Consider the following 21877-nt stretch of genomic DNA (forward strand, 5'->3'; position numbering starts at 1 on the left):
AGTAGGCCTCTTTTGGCTTAGGAGGGGAACTGTGGTCCGCTATTTCTCCGTTTTCTTAAAAGAAACAGGGTTAGACGGTCAAATAACGCCCTGTAGTTCCGCTTGAACGCAGAAACGGGCTAAATTTGCTGGAATAACGGCCTGTAGTTCCTCAAAAGCTGCCCACTTTAGAGATCCCTCTATTTCTCAAGCGCCGTACTTTTGGTATACTGGGAACAAATCAACCAGAAATGGGTGTCGAGTAGTGAAACATGAAGAAATGCTTGCGGTGCTGAAGGCTCTCTCCAATGAGACCCGTCTCAACATTCTTTGCTGGCTCCGGGAGCCGGATAAGTTGAACGAAAATCTGCCGAGCGTCATCAAAGAAGAATTCCCGGGAGGGGTTTGCGTGGGAAGTATCCAGGAGAAATCCGGGCTTGCGCAGTCTGTCATCTCCTCTTACCTGTCTTCCATGCAGAAAGCGGGACTGCTGGAATCTCGCCGATTTGGCCAATGGACCTATTACAGACGAAATGAAGAAGCTATCGCCGACTTTTTGGCGAACTTTGCCTCGGGGCTGCAAGCCATGAAGAAGTAGTATCAAAAGTTTTCTCCGTAGAACTTGCATCTTTATCGATTAATCTATATATTTGTATTTATAGATTAATTATAACTTTTTTCATGCAGGAGGAGAGAAATAAGATGACTACATCCAAAACAACAACAGCTTTGTTCCAACCTTTTGAAGTTGGTAACCTAAAGCTTGATAATCGTATTGTCATGGCACCGATGACCCGTACTTTTTCGCCAGGAGGCATCCCGGGCCCTAACGTAGCAGGCTATTACCGCCGCAGAGCGGAGAACGCCGTTGGCTTAATCATTACCGAAGGAACCGTCATTAACCATCCGGCTGCGTCGGCAGATCACGGTGTGCCGCATTTCTACGGCGAGGAAGCTCTGGAAGGATGGGCGCGTGTCGTCCGTGAAGTACATGAAGCTGGAGGTAAAATCGCTCCGCAGATCTGGCACACCGGAACTGCCCGTGATAAGAATAAATTCCCCGATTCGAATATCGATTCCGTCGGCCCATCCGGCCTCAACTTGAAAGGCGAGCAAGTATCCGAGCCCCTTTCGGTTGAAGAGATTCAAGGTCTCGTTCAGGCTTATGCCCAAGCCGCAGCCGACGCGAAACGTCTAGGCTTCGATGCCGTAGAAATTCACGGCGCGCATGGTTATCTCATTGATCAGTTCTTCTGGGACGTTACCAATAAACGCACAGATGCGTATGGCGGCAGCGACCTTGTTGACCGCACCCGATTTGCGGTGGAGGTTATTGAAGCGGTACGTGCCGCGGTTGGCCCCGACTTCCCGATTATCTTCCGCTTCTCCCAATGGAAGCCGGTGAATTACGATGCCAAGCTCGCAGCAAATCCAGAGGAGCTGGAACGTTTCCTTGCACCATTGTCCGCAGCTGGCGTTGATATCTTCCACGCATCCACACGCCGCTTCTGGGAGCCTGAGTTCGAAGGTTCTGATCTCAACCTGGCGGGCTGGACGCGCAAAATCACCGGGAAGCCGGCTATTACCGTCGGTTCCGTTGGACTGGACTCCGTTTTCACCAGCCTATTTGAAGAAGGCAAAGGCGGCGAGGCTGCCGGCATCGAAAGCCTGATCGAGCGTCTCGAACGCGGAGAGTTTGACCTCGTTGCCGTCGGTCGCGCGCTGCTGACTGACCCTGCTTGGGCAGCCAAAATCCGCGATAACCGCACGGATGAATTACAGCCGTTCACGCGGGAGTCTCTTGCTACGCTGAGCTGATTTCATAAAAAAAGGTGCCCACCAACCATGTCCATGGCTGGAGGGCACCTTTTTTTATATAACAATACCAAAATAAGCTAACAACGCTTCTTTATACGCTTCATCTGTCTCGGGAGTGAAGGTTCGTACACCCTCAGAATTGAAAACACGGAACTCACGATCAAAGACGGTATGCCGTCCCTCCAGCGTCCGGATCGCAACAATCGGGCACTTGGTGAAAATCGAATCGGGCGCATTTTCACACCAGTAACTCGCAAACAGATAGTCTTTCGGCAGCTGAGGCTCCTCCGTGAACGAGTAAATGCGGGGCCAACCGCCGTGTTTCTGTTCACAAAGCACCCAGCCATGATCAGGATCTCTCTCGAGGCGATAGTACTCCTCGCCTTGCTGCTGGACAAGCCCCTCTATGAGGGCAATCGGCCTGATCGGTACGACCCCACCCACTCCGACATCGCACAAATACTCGGCGCCCTCGGCCTCTACCTTCAGGACGTGGTGCCGCCTTTTGGGCGGGAGCTCCGTCTCATCGCGCCAAAACCTGGCAACAAGGTCTGTCACCTTGTACCCTAGTTCCCGCAGCAGCCAGCCGAATAAGGCATTTAGCTCAAAACAGTAGCCGCCCCGCTGGCGCACAACAATCTTTTGAAACAACTCCTGCGGATCCAAAGATAACGCTTTGCGTTCCAGAATATCCAAATTCTCATAGGGAACGGAGTACAAATGTCGCTCTTGCAGAGCAGCCAGCGTCTTGGCACTGCCATCAAGCGAGCCTTTAAAGCCGATGCGATCTAAATAGCTTTGAATTTGGTTATTCAATCCTAAGACACCGTCCTTACAAGAATTACTTGCTGGTAAGAAAACAGTCATATGATTGAATCATACCATGGGGCACAAGAGGATGACAAAATATCATTTTAATAGAGACATTAATTCCTCATGGACGGCCGCATTGGTGGCAACCAAGCTATCGTCGCTTAAGACAAATGTTTTTCCTGCCGCATCGGTTAGCAAGCCACCCGCTTCCTGCAGAATAACCATTCCGGCGGCGACATCCCAAGGGTACAGGCCATCATGCCAAAATCCCGTCAATCGCCCTGACGCTACTAGGCATAAATCAAGACTGGCCGCCCCCATGATTCGCACACTCCGAGCTTTACCTGTCATTCTTCCGATTTGTTCCACGACCACAGAATTCGGCTTCCAGTCCAAAGCGCGGAAACCCGTTGCCAACAAAGCTTGGCTGATGTCCTGTTCTTGCCCAACCTGAAGCCTGCGGCCATTCAGAAAAGCCCCTCCCTGCTTTTGACCCGAGTAGAGTTCATTGGTTACCGGATTATAAACGACTCCGCCGATCGGAATGCCATCTTTCACAATCCCCACTGAGATCGCAAAATGCGCGATGTTGTGAATAAAGTTAATCGTGCCGTCAACAGGGTCGATAATCCATCCGTAGCCTGCTGGCGACTGCTTTAATGTATGATGGGAATCCTCTCTGCCGCCATCTGTTTCCTCCGATAAGATCCAATGATCCGGATAATCATGGTTAATTCTACTGCGCAGCAATTGCTCACTTTGCACATCAACTTCCGTCACAAGATCCGCTTGATTCTTCTTTTCCTGAATGTGCAGCGGCATTTTCATAAGTTCCATAATCAAAGTGCCCGCTTCTTTCACATAACTGATTGCATCTTGCATAATTGCATTCTCATACGCTTGTTGCTCGTTCATATGCGCTCCTTCTCCAAAAGCTTTCTATGTTTGATTTATCTGGATGATTTAATGAAGCATAGGATACCTGTCATAATGAGTAAAATACTTCCGAATTTGGCTAAATTAACCGGATTTTTAGGCAAACCCATAAGCCCGAAATGATCAATAATCGATGAGGCAACCATTTGCCCGGCAATGATCAGAATAAAGACGGGGAGGGTGCCGATTTTCCCTGTGGCATAGGAAGTACTAAACATGATACCCACACCCAAAACCCCGGCAATCACGATCCACGGAAGAACATGAAGCTGCAGCGGAGAAGGGGATTTCATACGCCATAATAAAAAGGAAGCAACCACGATTTGGATGGCGGAAACACCGATAATCATCCCGTATTGTCCCTGCACTTTCCCGATGTGAGCATTCATCATTCCTTGGGTAACGCCTAATAATCCAGCAGAAAAAGCAAGTATGAAGCTGATCTTGTTGACTAACATTCGCTTATCTCCTTTAAATTAAAAGCCAATTTCAATTGGCATGGATCCATTGTCAATCCGGCAAGTCTTTCCTCTGCCATAACTCCCTGTTAAATAAAAGGTGGCATCCGTTTCAGAACGGAGCTCTTCCCATTCTCCCTTCAGCGCATGTGAGCGTCCGATGCTGACGGGAATGATGCAGTGTTTAGGCTGAATCCATCCGAGAATACGGGAATTAAAGCCATCATCCATCCCATGATGGGAAACTTTCCATATGCTGCACGTAAGATCTGTCCGCTGTGCGAGACGTTCCCATCCAGGTTCTAATTGATCCCCTCCGAATAAAACGCTCGACTGCGGCTCTCCCTCACTGCTGAGTCGATATACGGAGCTATCATGATTAGATAAATCAAAGAAACGCGGTAAATTCTCTCTAAAGCCATTATCCTCAGCTTCTTCTGAGAGAGCTTGCATGAGCATCTCGTAGGCCGGAAGCGGATCTCCTTCCCAAGGATATAGTTGGGTTAAGGTGACACCTTCCTCGGACCAAATCGCGGATCGCTCGCGTGATCCATACGCGCTGCGCCATTTAATCTCTGTTCCCTGGTCAATTAGGACCTGAACCAATTCCAGATACGTGGCCAGCATGCGGTATACTCTATATGTGAAATCGTCCTTTAGCTCTTCGACCAGCTCTTCTGGAGGCAGCTCAAAGGGCTCGTACGGCAAAACGGCTTGGACGACCGACTTCGCTCTTGCTACATCCAGAAGCCCGTTGACATGATCTTCATGAATATGAGTGAGCAGCATCCACTCCAGCTGATCAACGTCATTGCGGTTCATCCAAGACAAGGGATGATCTTGCTCTTCGGAGAACGTACCGTCCCCTCCGTCAATTAAGCACACACCGCCGGAAGGCAGCCTGATCAGATGAGCATCCCCCCACCCGACATTCAGGAATTGAACTTTCGTATTCAACATAAGAATTCCCCCTCTATCATTAGTTTGTCATTGTACCCTTCTCGAATGGCAGCAAATGAATGTTATGCTTGTCCAAAGCCAGATGAACCGTGCCCTGCAGGTATCCTCGCATACTAGGACTTGAGTCATCGACAATCCACTGCTGCGGAGCATCATTGATCCAGTAACGGATCATACGCCCCAGGAAGCTGCTTCTCTGAATGACGCCGCTCCAAACATTGTGACCTTCCGTCGTCTTATCGACGAAGGAGATGCATTCCGGTCTGATGACAACCGTCACCCGGTCACCTGTCCGGAAGGGGGAATCGCTTCGATAAACACGAAATACGGCGGTTCCGCATTTTACAATCAAATCTTCCCCCTCTTCAGCCACTACTCCGCCCTCTATAAAATTAGCCGTACCGACAAAATCGGCAACAAACTTGCTTTCCGGTTTAAAGTAGATATCCCAAGGTGTCCCCACCTGCCCGATACGCCCCTTGTTAAACACTGCGATTCGATCCGAAATCGATAACGCTTCATCTTGATCATGCGTAACAAAAATAGCGGTAATGCCCAATCGTTGCTGCAGCTCTCTGAGTTCATCTCTTACTTCCACTCTCATTTTGGCATCCAAATTGCTGAGAGGTTCGTCCATTAATAGCACCTTCTGCCCCATAACCAGTGCCCTCGCAAAAGCAACACGCTGCTGTTGTCCTCCGCTTAGCGCTCTAGGGAGCCTGTCTTGAAGTCCTTGAAGCCCGAACATGTTCAACATCGCATCGACTTTGTCCTTCACTTCTTGCCGAGTTGGCTTCTGCAGCTTTAAACCGTAAGCAATATTCTCGAATACGGTCATATGAGGGAATAAGGCATACTCTTGAAATACAAGCGGTGTATTCCGTTTATATACAGGCAGCTCATTCATATTTTTACCTTCTATAAAAATGTCTCCGGCATCCGGTTCATAGAATCCGGCAATCAGCCGCATTAATGTCGTTTTGCCGCAACCGCTTGGCCCTAGGAGTGTTGTGAAACTGCCTGCGGGAATATCGAGAGACACTTGACTGATGGCGTCGAAGTCTCCGAATCTTTTTGAAACATTGGCTATTTGGATCATCGGTTTCTCCGTGTTCATGGTTTCCTCCACTTATAGTTCTATCGATCTGCCCTGCTTCTTCAAGAAAAACTGTGCTGCCAACAGCACCACGAAGGCGATGGAAATCAGCACAACAGTAAAGGCCGATGCACTTCCCCAAGCCCCGTTCTGCACCAATCCAAGAATGGACACCGTCCCTACGGAAGTTTTCGCCGAATAAATGAATATAATTACGCTCAAACAAGTAACGGATCGCAGAAAAGACACGACAATCCCCGAGATAAACGGTCCTTTCAACAAGGGAAGCACAATTTTCCTGAAGGTAGCGAAGTTGCTTGCGCCTAGATTGAGTGAAGCTTCTTCCAGCGCTCCGCTGATCTGCTGAAGACCAGCCAGACTAGCGCTAAAGCAGGTCGGTAAATTCCAGAACATGAGGGCAAGAACCATAATGAGAGAAGTTCCTGAAATCATCAGCGGTTTCTCATTAAAGGCCATTGCAAAACCAAGTCCTAAGAATACGCCCGGTACAGCTCCCGGCAATATTGCCAAGAAATCAAGCAGTCGGTTGATGCCTATGCGCTTCCTTTGCACGATATAAGCTAATGGCAAGGCAAAGAATCCGGCCGCTAACGATGCAAACAAAGCGAATTTCAAGCTGTTGAAAATTTCTCTTCCTTTGGCCTCCACATAAAGGAGATTTTGCAGCGTGAAGGACCAGTCAAATCCCCATGTCTTGGTGAAAGCTCCGTAAAACAGAACCCCATAGACCGAAAGAACGATGAGCGTGACGAGCATGCAGAAAGCGAATAGCCCCCATTTCACTGCAAAGGGTAGTGGAAAATGTTCCAGCGAACTTTCTTTTCCGGTAACGGTGATGTAAGAACGCTTTCCTACCCATGCCCTGTTCCAAATAAAGAGACCAACTGCGGGAACCAGCAGCGCGGTTGAGAGCACAGCAGCCGAATTTAGATCGAACATCCCCGACATTTGCATATACGCCTCTGTTGGAAGAACCGTAAAATTCCCGGCTATGATCATGGGATTCCCAAAGTCAGCCAGAACGTTCATGGCTGTAATTAAGGCTCCGCCTGCGATACCCGGTCTGCACAGGGGAAGAAAAACTTGTTTGAACACTTGCCAATGAGAGGCTCCAAGATTATAAGCCGCATACTCCAGATTGGTGGAAGTAGATTTCAGCACACCGTGAATAACCGCATAAGCATAAGGGAAAAAAGTCATCGTTTGAACTAGCCAAAGCCCATGCCAGCCGTAGATATCTATATTAACGTGCAGCACATATTTTGAAATGATTCCCTGCCTGCCGAAGAGCAGGATGTAGGATAGCGCAACAATAAAAGGAGGCGAAACAATCGGCAAAATCGTTATAAATTTAAAGAGTCCTTTGAATGGAACTTTCAGCCTTGTAATCGTGTAGGCAAAAATAAACGCAATGACCGTACATGAAACGGTTGAGATAGCTGTCATGAATAAACTGTTTAGAGCAGCGTGATACCATCTCGAAAAGGTAAAAAGTTTAAAATAGTCCTCCGGGCGAGTGAAGCTTAGCACCTTCAGGATTGGCCAAATGACAAAAAAACATGTGATCAGAATGATCGCTGCCACCCCCAACGCTAAGGCAGGTTCATTCCGCAACCTCTTTATTTCCGACCAGGTATCTTTGACAGTAGATGAAATCAAATCTTTCCACACCTTTCGGTTATAAGCATGCACCTCCTCCCGCCGATTGGCCGCAGGGGGAGGTGTACAAGCTGTACCTTTACATCAATTATTTGCTTGTCATTTCTGTAAATTTCTTCACAACATCTGCTTTCATCTGAGCAGCTTTATCTCTGTCATAGTTGACCAGTTTAACATCCTCAATCTTGATCATGCCTTCCGGAGGCGCAACATCTTTCCTTACGGAGTAACGGTTAGACAGCTTCGTATTCATTTCTCCAACCGGTTTCGTTAACAACCAGTCCACGAATTTCTTCGCATTCTCTGTATTCGCTCCGCCTTTCACAACACCAACACCGCCAATTTCAAAAGCCGTTTGCTCAGGAACGATTACCTTAATCGGGTAACCCTTTTGAGCAGATTTAACAATATCATGCGCCCAGGACATGGCCGCTACGAATTCGCCTGTCGCCGTAAGCGTAATCCCGTCTCCTGCAGCCGGTGTAAAGTGATGTACGTTTGCGCTAAGCTTTTTCAAATAGTCCCAACCTTTTTCTTCTCCCAAACGGAACAATTGGTCAGCCACGAAGATATAACCGCCGCCCGCTGTTGCCGGATTGGATGTGAGGAATAGACCTTTATAGTTAGGATCAAGAAGATCGTCCCATGTCGCCGGCTCTTTGACACCTTTTGGAGCAAGCTCCTTTTGGAATCTGTCTTTGTTCAGAACGATACCGAGAACGCCCATGTACCAACCTTGCCAGTAGCCCTTCGGATCATTAAAACGAGCTTCGATATCCTTGGCATTAGGAGACGTGTACTTTTCAAGCAACCCCTGCTGAGCAAGCGGCTCGTAGAATTCGACCGAACCTCCTACAAAGATATCCGCTTTAGGCGCAGCCTTTTCAGCTTGAATGCGCGTACTCGCTTCGCCAGCACCGCTTAAACGCAAGTATTCAATCTCGATGCCCGTATCTTCTTTGAACTTCTTTTGAATTTGTACGATATCATCTTCATTTAATGCTGCGTAAACAACCAATTTCTTCGACTCCGGTGCTTTCGTCGCTTTCGCTGGCTCACTGCTCGCCGTGCTGGCTGGTGTTGATGTCGGTGAATTGGCTGTCTTGATGCCACCGGCTCCACACCCTGATAAAACAGTGGTTAACATGAAGGAAGCTGCTAATAACAAACTTACAGTACGTGCTTTCGGTTTCAGAAACATTTCCATCCTCCTAGATGTGTTCTCTTTAGCAAATTTGGTTTGAATCGACTTCGACTTACTCTCCTGCAATAATCCTATTGCGCAGTTACCGTAGCTGAAACCTTGGCTTGTCCATTACTTGTCAGTGCATCTGTCCAAGATTTGGTCGTTCCAGGCGCTACAACCGCTGATACATATCCCATATCGTCATCACCGGAAGTTCCGTCTGAATCGTAGACATGGATTTCAACATTGCTATTTGATGGTTTCGCGACATAGACGGTGTTGTAGTTTTCTGAGAAGTTAGGTCCGAATTCAGCGTCATTGGCACCAAAAGCTATATTGTAAACTTGATTTTTAGGCGCATCATTTTTCTTCCAGAACCTGGCATCCGTCTGTCCTTGGCCGTTGACATAAGCTTTAATGAACATATCGCTTTTACCGCCGAACGGATCGCGATCTTCAAGACTTTGCGCGTTCTGGAGAACTATTTTATGAGAGTAGTAAGGATTAAACACATAGGTATGTGAGAAATTACCGAGACCATTCAGGTGCACATCGACTTGATGAGCTGGATCAGACCAGTTCATTCCCTGTAAAGATGGGCCATCATCGCTATCGTCCCATCCCCATGGTGCATTCGCTGAATTAGCCGTATTGTTGTCTCCTGCAATGGTCCCCCAAGAAGAGAAAATGTTAGGGTCATTCCGGCGGTTCCAAAGATCTCCCCACTCGATTAATGCATAGCCGTAATGGTTCGTATAGCTGCCAGAGGTATTCGTCGGAAACTGCGCTACACCCGTGTAATCGTAGACAATACCATCTCCGCCTGGCGCGCTTGATCCGTCGTAGGCTTTGACACCATGCCCTCCGCTAGGACTCTGTCCGTTAGCCTGGCAAAACACCATGGGATGGCTTCCGTTGAAGAGAACGCCACCGTCAACGTTGTCAGAACCAGAGGTAATGTTGGGATCATTCGTGTAATCGTACCATTGATTATGCGCCATGGTTTCCATCAACTGGAACGACCCATAGTTGGATCCATCCTTCTTGATGACAAGGAATAGGCCTTCAAGGTCATTTTCATGGGCATCAAGCGGTCTAGTGTAAGCATCATCTCTTGCATGGAACAAGTCATACTCGATAAAGTAATGCGTTGTCGTTTCGGACACTTTATAGTAGACATACCCATTCTCATTGTAATTGGAGAGATTATCCCAGTTATTCCGAGCCAAATAATCGCCGTCATAGTTGAAATTGGTAATAAAATCCGCCCTTACATCAAGATCAGCATTGACATCCTGGTAAATCTGAGGCGCCCAGTAGGCAGCCAGCTCTGAATAACTTGCAGCATGAGTGGTGCTCGCACTAGTGAAGAAAGGAACCGCCAAAGTTAAAATCGACATGAGTCCTAACATTTTTTTCCTCATTTAAAAAGCCCCTCCGTGAATTCAAGTTATTTTCTTTCAATATCCTGTCACCCTTTTTTCAGCAAGTCCTCCTTCCTTCCTCGATGCGTATCATGCTGTCTGACATCTAAAATTATAGGTAAGATATCTCGCTTGTGTCAATCAATCAAATGTTAAATAATTGTGTAGATAAACTGCATGTTTTTGCTAATAATATGGCTTAACTAGTCTTTTAAATTTCAAAAAATGTGGTACACTATTGTTGTCAGACAGCTTTAAATTTTATGTAAACGTTGAACATACCATCATCAACCTATAGAGAGGAATCGCTGAAATTTGGAAAAAAAGCTGCTTTATCTCAGAGTCAAAGAAGAGATTGAACGAAGCATCAACGAAGGAGAACTTAAGCCGGGGGACAAGCTTCCGTCTGAGCCGGAGCTCGCCAAGAAATACGAGGTAAGCCGCCCTACACTCCGGGAAGCGCTTAAGATGCTTCAGCGGGAGAAAGTGCTCATAAGCAGAAACGGTGTCGGGACCTATGTCAACAATCGTCCGGATTTCATTATCAATCCGCTGAGCAAGCTGCAAAGTGTGGGTCAAATGATTAAAAATGAGGGGTATATCGAAAGCGAATTAGACATCAAGATCTACACACGAGAGCCCGAGGAGGATTGGAAAAAACAATTACAAATCGATGATGAGGAAAAGGTTGTCATTTTGGAGCGTTCGCGAACAGCAAACGGCAAGAAAGTGGCATTTTATTATAATATTTTCCCGCAGAGTTTGGTGGCAGGTCATTTTGAGGGGGAATTTTCAGGAGCTATCTTTGATTTCTTAAAGAGCAGGATGGGCATCAACATCGCCTATGCCATCACCGAAATTTGCGCATTAAGCAGCTCCGAAGAGATGGATCAGAATGCGGTGAACGTGCTCGGCAATGAAATTTTATTATTAAAACAACTTCATTTCGATGAAGATGATCGACCTGTCTTCTATTCGCTGGACTATTTGAAAAATAGTGTTTTTAAATTTTTTATTAAACGTGAATAGAAATGAAAACGACGTATGTTCCTGTCCATCTTTCGCGACAAGAATATACGTCATTCCATTACTTCTCAAGAAATCCTGTAGAAGGATTCGTAATAAAAAAACCTTCTTCTGGAACATGAAAATATTGAATCCAAACGCCGTCTAACAGGCTCTCTCTTTTGTCTAGCAGCACATTTATCCCTTTATCGGTTTCTACAATTTCATCATTTTCAGTTGCATGATCCAGGATAACGTCATAATGGCCATGGTCCCCATGATTCTGTGTAAGAATGACTCGGACCATCTTACCCTCCGCACCTTCTTGACTCAACATATCCTTTAAAACTTTAGCTGCGTTCCGGTTTATTTTGCATTTCATCGTGGTTTTCTCCTTGAATCAAGATTAGTTTAGCCTTCCTAACTTCACCCAATCGCCTATAAAATATTCCAAACATACTTAAAAAAGAGGTGGAGTTGCTCTCAACTTCCCAACATAAAAAAGACTGCATTCACCCAAGGAGGAAGAGTGATTGTAGTCTTTTTACCTCTTGCTATTCGTAATTAATTAGCGTCTAAAACCTTGCAATTGCTGCTCAGCTATTTGTACCAACCGTTTGGTGATGGTACCACCGATTGAGCCGGCATCGCGTGTCGCCAGATTGCCATTGTAGCCATTGGGTTGCAACGCAATCCCTAACTCTTGAGCAACTTCAAATTTCAATTGATTCAAAGCCGCTTTTGCTTCTGGAACAACTAATGTGTTACTGTTTGCCATAAATAAATCACTCCTTCTCGTGGTGTAATCTTATCATGTGGAGTGAAAGGAAGACTTATACATTCAAATTCAAAGAAGTTAAATTTCTTGCTCTGTTCATAATTTTGAGGAAGGTTTGAAGATCTTCTGTGGCCACATCTTCATTGCTTCTTACGATGTTTACGTTTTCCTTCTGGCTTCTCAATTCATCTATTTCAAGTTTGAGCTTTGAATTCTCGTGAAGCAACTGCTCAAATTTTTGCGCTTGATCCTTCGCGATCTTAATGATTTGCCTAAATGCATCCTCATATTTCGGCATGATGGGTTCATCATCCAATGTTGGCATGACAGGAATCGCTGCATGGATGTCTCTTTTTTGTTGTTTGCGTTTCATCCTGAAAAATTTAGCGTCATTGATTTCAGTTTCGTATTGATGCCTCAGTTCTTTATTCCACCGAAACCCACAGGCGGCCGCCGTGCGATTCAGTTTGCTCGCTGAGTCTTCGAATGCGGCAAGCTGCGTACTCCCATTTTTAATGTGACTAATTACCGTTTGAGCTAACGTTACATCATGATTATCTGTCCAAGCATCTTCTCGTCTTTTATCTTTCATTCTAGTTCACCTTCTTTACTATGTTATTAGAAATTGTTACCTGTAATATTAATTTTATTCAATGGACATGCATAAAAGACCCACATATCGTATATGTAGGTCTCTTTTAACTAGTTTGCAATCTATTCTTTACTGCTGGCGCTTACTTGATTGTCACTTTCTTTTTTAACCCCTTTGCTTTTGTACGGTTTCGGTGCGCTTTTTGCTCGATTTGCACTAGCTTGCCACCTATTCCAGCCTTTTTTGTCCGTTCCTCTGCCGGTTCCTTTGCCTTTACTCATGTAATCACTCCGTTCCATTCATCTGATAGAAAGCTATTGTATCATGAAAATGGAATTAATCTTAATTTATTCGTGCAGAAATGAATTCATCCCGCTAGATAAGCTTCTTTAACTTGATCGTTGACTAGCAATATCTTGGCGTCATCCTCCAAAATAATTTCTCCGGTCTGTATGACATAACCGCGATTCGCAATTTGCAGAGCTTGATAAGCATTCTGCTCCACAAGTAGAATCGTCATCCCGGTTCGGTTCAATTCCCGGATAATGTCAAAGATTTGATCCACGATAACCGGAGCCAACCCCATCGACGGTTCGTCAAGCAGCAGCAACTTGGGCTTCATCATAAGTGCGCGGGCGATTGCTAACATTTGTTGTTCGCCGCCACTCATGGTGCCTCCCGTTTGGTTTAAGCGTTCTCGCAAACGTGGAAAGTAATCAAAAGATTGCTCCATACGCTCTTTCATCACTTTTTTATCTTTCACGGAAAATGCGCCCATCTCCAAATTCTCTTTGACGGTTAGCTTGGGGAATATGCGCCTGCCTTCCGGAACATGTGCGATTCCTTCCATTGCCGTTTGGTGAGGCTGCCAACTCGAAATGTCTAGATTTTGAAACAGGATGGAGCCTTTCGTTTTCACTTGACCGCAAATAGATTTCAATGTCGTGGACTTCCCCGCTCCGTTACAACCGATCAAGGTAACAATTTCTCCCTCATGGACATGAAGTGAGATCCCTTTCAATGCTTGAATACCTCCATAATAAGCATGGACCCCTTGAAGCTGTAATAAGCTCATCCTTTCACCCCTTCCACTAAGGCACTTTTACCTAAATAGGCTTCAATGACACGCGGGTTCGAACGAACCTCATGCGGAGAACCTTCCGCAATCTTCTCACCGTGATCCAATACTAGGATGTGATCGGACAATTCCATGACGAGTTTCATATCATGCTCAATCAATATAATTGAAATGCCCATTTCCCGTTGAATCCTTCGAATAAGCGCTGTCAAATCTTTGGTTTCACTCGGATTCATTCCCGCTGCGGGTTCATCGAGCAGCAGTACTTTAGGTTTTGCCGCGAGCGCTCTCGCGATCTCAAGCCGTCTTTGCGCTCCGTAAGAAAGGCTGTTTGCATTTTCATTGAGAGAGGAAGCAAGACCTACATACTGCAATAACCGATAGGCTTGGTCAATCGCCTGTTGTTCCTCAAGCCGAGTTTTCGTGAATCCTAGTAAAGTGCTGACGATTCCACCTTTCAAATGGATATGCATACCGACCATCACATTTTCAATCACCGTCATATTGCCAAACAAGCGTATATTCTGAAAAGTACGGGCAATGCCTCTTTCCGTAATGCGATCAGGCTTGACGTTCACAATCGACTTGCCTTCCAATTCGATTTCACCTTCATCAGGCGTATAAATTCCGGTAATCATATTAAAAAATGTCGTCTTCCCGGCGCCATTCGGACCGATAACTGCGGAGATTTTCCCTTTTTGAAAATCAAATTGAACACCATTAACGGCAACTAGACCGCCAAAACGTTTGACCACATCTTTAACTCTCAAAACGGTCATTGGACGATCCCTCCGCTTGGTGGGGATATTGGCTTCACCGACGTTGTTGATGTTGATTTAGATGAAACCCGCTCCTGAATCAGCCTTTCGTTCACTTTGCGATTTTTCACGGAAATCAAGCCATTGGGCCTAAAGACAGCAAAGAGAATCAGAATAGCCCCAAATATGAAACGCTGCATCTTGGCCGGGGATAAAGCAAAAGGAATGTGGACGACGCCTTGCAGCGTTAATTGATTCAGCCAATTCGCAAATTCCGTAAGCACCTGCAAGTTAAGAATCGTAATAAGCGCAGCTCCAAGTATAACGCCGGGAACACTTCCCATTCCGCCTAATACCACCATGACTAATATCGTAATGGATTCAAGCAGGGTGAAGCTGGACGGATCAATAAACGTCTGTTTGGCCGCAAAAACGACCCCCATCATACCGGAGAACGATGCTCCAACAGCAAATGCTGTCAACTTCGTGCGAATTAGCGGAACGCCCATAGATTGGGCGGCAATTTCATTCTCTCGAACGGCCTTCCAGGAACGTCCTATGCGGGAATGCTCGAATCGTTTTACCCCGAAAATCACGAACGCCAATATCGCAATCACAATGAAATAAAATTCATGAGGATGCGTGAATTCAAGTCCGAACAGATCGGGCGGCTTAATCGACGAGATGCCCTTTGCGCCGTTCGTAATATTAATCGGCTTCTCTAAGTTATTGAAGATGATCCGAACAATCTCACCGAAGCCCAAAGTCACGATTGCCAGATAATCGCCTTTCACCCTGAGAACAGGCAAACCTAGGAGCATGCCGAACAGTGCAGCCATAAATCCGCCAATAAAAATGAACAGCCAAAACGTTGAGCCTGAAAGTGGAAAGAAATCTCCCGTTAGGAACTTGTTCGCTTGTGCGGTAGAGAAGATGCCGTATGTGTAAGCTCCAATTGCGAAAAAAGCGACAAAACCCAAGTCTAACAGACCTGCAAATCCTACGACAATATTTAGTCCGAGCGCCATTGCGATATAAATTCCGCTTTGCGTTGCAACTTCCATATAAGACTCGTATGCAGGGCCTCCCGATGTAGCAAACGGAATAATGAGAATGACCAGGATACCGCCAATGATCCATTTGACCTTATCCGTGAAGGAGGTGTAGTGCAGCAGCAACAAGGATGCCAGCAATAATAAAAAGGCGATGACCGATTTAGCCATCATATATACACTTAGCGCTGAAACCAAGACAAGAAGAACAAGGATCAGAGCTTGCATTTTCGAATTCTGCGCTAATGCTTGTTTGATTTTATCCATATGAGTCACCTGAGTCACCTACACTTTCTCCTTGACGGCTTTACCAAACAGACCTTCCGGCTTAAAAATCAATACAATGATAAGTATCATAAAAGCAAACACATCTTTATATTCTGAACCAAAGCTGCCGCCCGTCAGTAAACCTAGATTTGAAGAAGCAAACATCTCGAGAATGCCAATGACCAGTCCGCCGAACATGGCTCCCCGAATGTTTCCTATACCTCCAAGCACAGCTGCCGTGAACGCTTTCAACCCTAATATATAGCCGATAAACGGATCGATCGTTCCATATTGCTGCGCAAATAAAACCCCAGTTGCTCCACCCAAAGCGGATCCGATGAAAAAAGTCAGGATAATGATTTTATTCACGTTTATCGACATTAACGAAGCTGTTTCCCGATCTTGCGCAACCGCTCGCATGGCGACTCCCCATTTGGTACGGTTAATAAAAAAATCAAGGCCGATCATTAAAAAAACAGCCACTGCGATGATAATGACCGTATTGGTTTTCAAAGACGCGTCACCGAGCCAAGAGCTGAGCGATGACGTGCCGATGGTCATGCTTTTATCGAATAACGTAATACTGCTAATGATGTAGTTTCCTGTTCGCAATTCAGAGATAAATCGAACGATATCTTGAACCACGAAGGATACACCAATCGCGGAGATCAGCGAAATGAGCTTTGGTGCTTTTCGCAGAGGCTTGTAAGCAATTCGTTCAATCCCAACCCCGAGCAATCCCGTAACCAGCATGGCGATAGCGAGAATCAGAACGTAGGCGACCCATCCCGGCATCCCGCCAAGCCATCCTGTCGATTGGAAAAGGAATAAGACTCCCGTTCCAACGAATGCCCCTGTCATAAAAATTTCACCATGCGCAAAATTGATCAGTTCAAGAATGCCGTAAACCATGGTATAACCTAAGGCAACGACCGCATAGATAGCTCCTAAAGCAAGCCCGTCGATCAATACTTGGGGGAGTGCGTGCAGGATGTTAAGGATCATTGAGCTTCTCCTTTCGCTGATAAATAAAACGTAAAGAGGTATATCTACTGAGCACATACCTCTTTACTTAACGTTACTTCCCTACTTCAGAAATCATCGTGCCTGGATATTTCGGGCCATCAAATTTGTAAATAAACACTTTTGCATATGTATTGTCACCTTTGCCGTCAAAGGAAACCTTCGTAGCCACGCCTTGGAAATCTTTGGTGGCGCGCACCGCATCGCGAACTTTATCACGGGCAGGCACTTTCCCGCCGTCTGCACTGCTCGCGGCTTTAATGCTGTTAAGAATAATCGTCATACAGTCATAAGCGTATGCCGAGTATCCGTCTGGCGCTTTGCCGAACTTGGCTTTGTATTGATCCGCCCATTTCATACCTTCTGATGATTTCGTAATATCCGTTGAGATGGAGGCGTACAAGGCATCTTTGACTTTATCGCCGGCTACATCAACCAGACCTTGTGTATCCCAACCGTCAGCCCCCATGAAAGGCGCTGTAATTCCTTTGTCCCGAGCTTGCTTGATCAACAAACCGCCCTCGGCATATAAGCCTCCGAAAAATACGAAATCCGGCTTCTTGCTGAGCGCAATGTTCAGCACCCCGTTGAAATCCTTCTCGCCTACGGTAATTCCCTCATAGCCGACTATGTTCGCCCCTTGCTTCGTCGCCGCGTCTTTGAACGCTTCCGCTAAGCCTTGGCCATAGGCTGTTTTGTCTTGAATGACGAAAATATTTTTAGCTTTCACTGTTTTAAAAGCATAATCAGCCGCTGCAGGGCCTTGAAAATCATCTCTGGCAACAATTCGGTTTACGACCTTCAGATTTCGATCCGTTACTTCCGTCGCTGTGTTCGACGGTGACACCATGACGATATTGTTCTTCTCGTAAACAACGGAGGAGGGGATTGCTACGCCCGAGTTCATGTGCCCTACAATTCCGAGGATGGCTGGATCAGCACTAATGATCTCGGCATTGGCAACGCCTTTTTTGGGATCTGCCTGGTCGTCATAAGGGACCAATTGGAGGTCAAAGCCTAACTTGGCAAACTCTTCTTTGTGGTCATCCAAGGACATTTGGGCGCCTAGCTTAATCGCTTCACCTTGAACGGCGCTGCCTCCTGATAAGGGGGACTGAGTAGCAATTTTGATGACGCTCTTCGTGACTGTGCTGCTGGGTGTAGTTGTTCCTGTAGCAGTACTAGAAGTTGTTTCATTTCCGCATCCTGCCAACACACTAATGGCAAGCGCCGATACTGAGATCAGTAGAGCCGTCTTTTTCAAAATCATGAAACATCCTCCTCAGATAGTTTGGTACGCAAAAATGCCGATACAGCAGCATTCAGAACTTCGATTTAAGCTACGAAATTCATACAAAAACTACTTCATCGGCACTTTCAATACATGAACCTTCCTATTTATCATATTCAAATTCATAGTTTATGTCAATTAAAGTAACATATAAATAAGAAAAATTATAGATTAGGTTAATTTGTGTTATATTAATTAACATTTAAAGTTAATCATTTTCTATTTATTGTAACTTATGGCGTTATCACCCTAGCATAAGTGCTATAAACTTCATTGATAGCAGTTCTTCCATCTGTCGTCACTCCACCAATGCAGCCCACCCTACCGCCAATAGCAACTTAACCACCAACCCTCCGCATGAGACCAACAATGACTCAACCGTCTGCTCTCCGCATCCCACTAGCAGCCAACCATTCGCCTCCGCACCAAGTAGCCAATACTCTGTAACGGACTCAGAAGCCGTTATTCTGCCATTTTCGCCTGATCGAGCCTGCTAACGGACTTAGATAACGTTATTTATAGATTTTGCTGCCGTTTCCGGCATTTTCAGCACCAATAACGGCACCTGAGTCCGTTAAATGCTGAACCTGCCCCAAAAGCAGCAAATAGAGTCATCTCAGTCCGTTAGCCGCCCACACACCCCCACAACACAAAAAAAGCACGTAAGATCAGCATCTTACGCGCTTTTTTATAAATTACATTACTTCCAATACCGCCTAGACATACAATGCTCCTTGGCGAGCTTACATGTCTTCAAATCCACCAGCTCAATAGAGCTGATAGTTTCAGGAGAGTGAATCATTTGGCCATCCCCCGCGTAGATCCCTACATGGTGAATTGCTCCCTTACCTTCATCATGAGCGAAAAAGAGTAAATCCCCCGCTTCCAGTTGTTCCTTCTCAACGGGAGTTCCCCGCTTCGCTTGGTCCGAGGCATCTCTAGGAATCAAAATCCCGAAATATCTATGCATGGAATGTGCAAAGCCGGAGCAGTCAAAGCCATAGGAGGACAAGCCTCCCCATAAATAAGGCAGATCCAGGAACCTTTTCGCCTGTTCCACGATCCCTTGCCCAATGTCAGCTACTCCTGCCTGAGAAGCTAGAGGTCCATCAATCAAGCGGATATCATCCACTTTCAGATACCCAGCCCCCTCCGGCGTCTGCACTTTCACCAACTTTTCCATTTCCTCCAGCACAGGCAGAGAAGTCAGATAACTCAACTCAATCAACTGTTGGGACGGATTTTTATACAACCACGCTTTATCGGAAATCACTTCCGCTCTTTTCGAGCCGAGAGGGACATCCGATTCTTCAACCAACTGGCAGCTTGGCACCCATCCAGGATAACCCAAGTCATCCTTGCGCGTTCCTTGTTGAGGGATAAGCACCTTACTCCAGCCTCCCAGTTCTTCTGTAACAAGAACAGATGCACCATAAAGAATCTGCGTCTGAACACGGTTCGCCAGACACAAATCCAGCCTATCTCCAAGTGTCATATCCCCCAGCCACTCTCTCATATCGGCTGGGCACCTTAATGCCGGCTCATCTACAGGACGCGGCGAATCCGGCTTCGACCATACAGTTGCAACAGACACAGCGACCATCTTCCGCACCGGTACTCTCATATTCACGACCCCACTGGACTTTGGCTGTGGACGACATCTAAAATACCAAGTCCTGATGTTTTCGGAAAGGTCATAACCCTTCCATCATACTTCACTCCGCCAACCACAATATCCTGAAGCATCATTAAAGGCGCATCGAAATCACAACGGGTGATATTCTTCTTGCTGGCCGCAAGATGAGCGGCAGCCGTCACAGCCACACGGGATTCGATCATGCTGCCAACCATGCACTCGACCCCGAATTCTTCCGCAATATGATTAATAATTTGCGCCTTGTATATACCACCGGATTTCATCAGCTTAATATTAATCAAATCCGCCGCACGGCTTTTCAACACCTCGAAGGCTTGAATGGGTGAAAACACACTTTCGTCTGCCATAATGGGAGTTTCTACGTGATCCGTCACCATCTTCAGCCCTTTGATGTCCCCCGCTTTCACCGGCTGTTCAACCAGTTCAATGTCCAGACCCAGATCCTCCATACGCCGTATCGTACGAATGGCATCCTTCACTTGCCACCCCTGATTCGCATCGATGCGGATTTTCACGCCGCTGCCAATACACCTGCGAATTTCTTTGATTCTTTCGATATCTTCCAGAATGTCATCCTTACCCACTTTAATCTTCAATACGTTGAAGCCTTCTTGCACATAACGAACCGCATCTTCTCCCATTTCCTTAGGGGAATTGACGCTAACCGTAAAATCCGTTTCAATCTGATCCTTGTAACCGCCCAGGAACTGATACAACGGCAAACCACAATTCTGCGCAACCAAGTCGTAAATCGCCATATCTACAGCCGCTTTAGCGCTGCTGCTTCCGATCATCGATTGATGAATCTCCTGGAGAATGCGCTCATAAGCCAGCAAGCTTTTGCCAACTAACAACGGTGTGAATGTATGTACAATAGCCGAATGGATACTGTCCAGGCTGTCGCCTGTTATGACAATGGTCGCCGGAGCCTCCCCCCAACCAACTCTGCCGTCATTGCTCTGAATTCGAACAATGATAGATTCCGTACTGTACACGGTACGCAAAGCCGTTTTAAACGGTTTCTTAAGCGGTGTCGACTGCCGCATAACTTCAACACTTTGAATAATGCTCATGAATTTGCCTCCTTATGCCTCTACACCGGGTTCCGTACATGCCAGCAACTTCTCGTAAGTACTCATTCTCGCCCCAATACCAAAGGGAACCGCAATATTCGGAGAGCAGTGGCCAATTTTAAATCCGGATAATGTCGGCTTCCCAGCAGGTACGATATGATGATGAAAAACTTCCTCTAACGTAAACGATACTTTCCGTTTATCCGGCTCACAGTTATGAAAATCACCAATCAATATGCCAGCTGCATCCGCAAATTTCCCTGCATGCTTGAGCTGATTTAACATACGATCCACTCTATAAGGTTCTTCGTCGATATCTTCAATGAAAAGAAGTTTCCCCTTGGTATCCAACTCATAGGGCGTCCCCAGCGTACTCACAATTAAAGAAAGGTTTCCTCCAACGATAGGTCCGACAGCCTCTCCTTCCACTAATGTTTGGAGCGGAGAAATCTCTTCTGTATAACGAAGAACGGAAGGACGAAGGAGCGTTTCATAATTCTGAACCGTAAGCGGGTGCAGTTCATCTTTTCCCAGATCAATCAACATAGGGCCGTGAAAAGTAACCAAACCTGCAAATCGGCGAATAGCAGCATGCAAAAAAGTAATATCACTATATCCCCAGAAAATCTTCGGATTAGCTCGAATCAGGTCATAGTCCAGCAAATCCGCGATTCTTCCGGTACCATAGCCGCCACGCGCACAAATGATAGCTTTGATAGCAGGATCAGCAAACATAGCGTTCAGTTCCCCGGCTCGCTCCTCATCCGTTCCCGCCAGATAGCCATGCTTCTTATTCAAAGTATCTCCCAGCCGTACTTGCAGCCCCATTTTCTCCAAAACGGTTGAAGCTGCTTTCACCTGCTCCGTGTCTACCCAGCATGCCGGCGCCATAATACCTACGGTATCACCAGGGCTTAGCCGCTTAGGCTTTATGAGTTCAGCCATGAGCACCA

General features: G+C 46.3%; 23 protein-coding genes. 3 read left to right on the forward strand and 20 right to left on the reverse strand.

Going from position 1 to position 21877, the window contains the following annotated elements; all coding sequences use genetic code 11:
• The first annotated feature begins 259 nt into the window (after nucleotides 1-259).
• Complete coding sequence (locus RQP52_RS30765) at nucleotides 260-577, forward strand: ArsR/SmtB family transcription factor (RefSeq protein WP_315955498.1); 318 nt, start codon at nucleotides 260-262, stop codon at nucleotides 575-577.
• 104 nt (nucleotides 578-681) lie between these two features.
• Nucleotides 682-1797, forward strand: coding sequence for an NADH:flavin oxidoreductase (locus RQP52_RS30770; RefSeq protein ID WP_315955372.1), 1116 nt, complete (start codon nucleotides 682-684; stop codon nucleotides 1795-1797).
• A gap of 54 nt (nucleotides 1798-1851) precedes the next feature.
• Here RQP52_RS30770 and RQP52_RS30775 read toward each other — a convergent pair whose 3' ends face one another.
• From RQP52_RS30775 to RQP52_RS30810, 8 genes are all read right to left on the reverse strand, one after another.
• Nucleotides 1852-2613: an arylamine N-acetyltransferase family protein gene (locus RQP52_RS30775; RefSeq protein ID WP_379174940.1), complete on the reverse strand. Its 762-nt coding sequence runs from the start codon at nucleotides 2611-2613 to the stop codon at nucleotides 1852-1854.
• A 93-nt stretch (nucleotides 2614-2706) separates the two neighbouring features.
• Nucleotides 2707-3525 (reverse strand): inositol monophosphatase family protein, encoded by an 819-nt coding sequence (locus tag RQP52_RS30780; protein WP_315955374.1) that lies wholly within the window; start codon nucleotides 3523-3525, stop codon nucleotides 2707-2709.
• 35 nt (nucleotides 3526-3560) lie between these two features.
• Nucleotides 3561-4004 (reverse strand): DMT family transporter, encoded by a 444-nt coding sequence (locus tag RQP52_RS30785; protein ID WP_315955375.1) that lies wholly within the window; start codon nucleotides 4002-4004, stop codon nucleotides 3561-3563.
• A gap of 18 nt (nucleotides 4005-4022) precedes the next feature.
• Complete coding sequence (locus tag RQP52_RS30790) at nucleotides 4023-4964, reverse strand: ComEC/Rec2 family competence protein (protein ID WP_315955376.1); 942 nt, start codon at nucleotides 4962-4964, stop codon at nucleotides 4023-4025.
• A gap of 19 nt (nucleotides 4965-4983) precedes the next feature.
• Nucleotides 4984-6081 carry an ABC transporter ATP-binding protein gene (locus RQP52_RS30795; RefSeq protein ID WP_315955377.1) on the reverse strand — a complete coding sequence of 366 codons (1098 nt, stop codon included), beginning with the start codon at nucleotides 6079-6081 and terminating at the stop codon, nucleotides 4984-4986.
• Nucleotides 6082-6093: 12 nt separating this feature from the next.
• Nucleotides 6094-7752 carry an ABC transporter permease gene (locus RQP52_RS30800; RefSeq protein WP_315955378.1) on the reverse strand — a complete coding sequence of 553 codons (1659 nt, stop codon included), beginning with the start codon at nucleotides 7750-7752 and terminating at the stop codon, nucleotides 6094-6096.
• Nucleotides 7753-7828: 76 nt separating this feature from the next.
• Nucleotides 7829-8941, reverse strand: coding sequence for an ABC transporter substrate-binding protein (locus tag RQP52_RS30805; protein ID WP_315955379.1), 1113 nt, complete (start codon nucleotides 8939-8941; stop codon nucleotides 7829-7831).
• A gap of 74 nt (nucleotides 8942-9015) precedes the next feature.
• Complete coding sequence (locus RQP52_RS30810) at nucleotides 9016-10350, reverse strand: hypothetical protein (RefSeq protein ID WP_315955380.1); 1335 nt, start codon at nucleotides 10348-10350, stop codon at nucleotides 9016-9018.
• Nucleotides 10351-10665: 315 nt separating this feature from the next.
• Here RQP52_RS30810 and RQP52_RS30815 point away from each other — a divergent pair, with 315 nt between their 5' ends.
• On the forward strand, nucleotides 10666-11379 hold the full coding sequence (locus RQP52_RS30815; RefSeq protein ID WP_315955381.1) for a GntR family transcriptional regulator: 714 nt from the start codon (nucleotides 10666-10668) through the stop codon (nucleotides 11377-11379).
• A gap of 58 nt (nucleotides 11380-11437) precedes the next feature.
• Here RQP52_RS30815 and RQP52_RS30820 read toward each other — a convergent pair whose 3' ends face one another.
• The 12 genes from RQP52_RS30820 to RQP52_RS30875 form a co-directional block, all read right to left on the reverse strand.
• A complete protein-coding gene (locus RQP52_RS30820) occupies nucleotides 11438-11737 on the reverse strand; it encodes an iron-sulfur cluster assembly accessory protein (protein WP_315955382.1) in 300 nt (99 codons plus the stop codon).
• Nucleotides 11738-11923: 186 nt separating this feature from the next.
• Nucleotides 11924-12133: an alpha/beta-type small acid-soluble spore protein gene (locus tag RQP52_RS30825; RefSeq protein WP_161411024.1), complete on the reverse strand. Its 210-nt coding sequence runs from the start codon at nucleotides 12131-12133 to the stop codon at nucleotides 11924-11926.
• A 55-nt stretch (nucleotides 12134-12188) separates the two neighbouring features.
• Nucleotides 12189-12725: an RsfA family transcriptional regulator gene (locus RQP52_RS30830; protein ID WP_315955383.1), complete on the reverse strand. Its 537-nt coding sequence runs from the start codon at nucleotides 12723-12725 to the stop codon at nucleotides 12189-12191.
• A gap of 122 nt (nucleotides 12726-12847) precedes the next feature.
• On the reverse strand, nucleotides 12848-13006 hold the full coding sequence (locus RQP52_RS30835; RefSeq protein WP_315955384.1) for a DUF3934 domain-containing protein: 159 nt from the start codon (nucleotides 13004-13006) through the stop codon (nucleotides 12848-12850).
• 86 nt (nucleotides 13007-13092) lie between these two features.
• On the reverse strand, nucleotides 13093-13800 hold the full coding sequence (locus tag RQP52_RS30840; protein WP_315955385.1) for an ABC transporter ATP-binding protein: 708 nt from the start codon (nucleotides 13798-13800) through the stop codon (nucleotides 13093-13095).
• The gene (locus RQP52_RS30845; protein WP_315955386.1) at nucleotides 13797-14582 is read right to left on the reverse strand and encodes an ABC transporter ATP-binding protein; all 786 of its coding nucleotides are present in this window, start codon (nucleotides 14580-14582) and stop codon (nucleotides 13797-13799) included. The genes RQP52_RS30840 and RQP52_RS30845 overlap by 4 nt, the downstream gene beginning before the upstream one ends.
• The gene (locus RQP52_RS30850; protein WP_379174942.1) at nucleotides 14579-15841 is read right to left on the reverse strand and encodes a branched-chain amino acid ABC transporter permease; all 1263 of its coding nucleotides are present in this window, start codon (nucleotides 15839-15841) and stop codon (nucleotides 14579-14581) included. Before RQP52_RS30850 ends, RQP52_RS30845 begins: the two co-directional genes overlap by 4 nt.
• A gap of 57 nt (nucleotides 15842-15898) precedes the next feature.
• Nucleotides 15899-16885 (reverse strand): branched-chain amino acid ABC transporter permease, encoded by a 987-nt coding sequence (locus RQP52_RS30855; protein ID WP_315955387.1) that lies wholly within the window; start codon nucleotides 16883-16885, stop codon nucleotides 15899-15901.
• Between the two features lie 73 nt (nucleotides 16886-16958).
• A complete protein-coding gene (locus RQP52_RS30860; RefSeq protein WP_315955388.1) occupies nucleotides 16959-18173 on the reverse strand; it encodes a branched-chain amino acid ABC transporter substrate-binding protein in 1215 nt (404 codons plus the stop codon).
• 721 nt (nucleotides 18174-18894) lie between these two features.
• Nucleotides 18895-19818, reverse strand: coding sequence for a C40 family peptidase (locus RQP52_RS30865; RefSeq protein WP_315955389.1), 924 nt, complete (start codon nucleotides 19816-19818; stop codon nucleotides 18895-18897).
• A 2-nt stretch (nucleotides 19819-19820) separates the two neighbouring features.
• The gene (locus RQP52_RS30870; RefSeq protein ID WP_315955390.1) at nucleotides 19821-20924 is read right to left on the reverse strand and encodes a dipeptide epimerase; all 1104 of its coding nucleotides are present in this window, start codon (nucleotides 20922-20924) and stop codon (nucleotides 19821-19823) included.
• 12 nt (nucleotides 20925-20936) lie between these two features.
• Complete coding sequence (locus RQP52_RS30875; protein WP_315955391.1) at nucleotides 20937-21869, reverse strand: S66 peptidase family protein; 933 nt, start codon at nucleotides 21867-21869, stop codon at nucleotides 20937-20939.
• Nucleotides 21870-21877: the final 8 nt, after the last annotated feature.

The organism is Paenibacillus violae (assembly GCF_032461945.1).
GTDB classification, from domain to species: Bacteria; Bacillota; Bacilli; order Paenibacillales; family NBRC-103111; genus Paenibacillus_E; species Paenibacillus_E violae.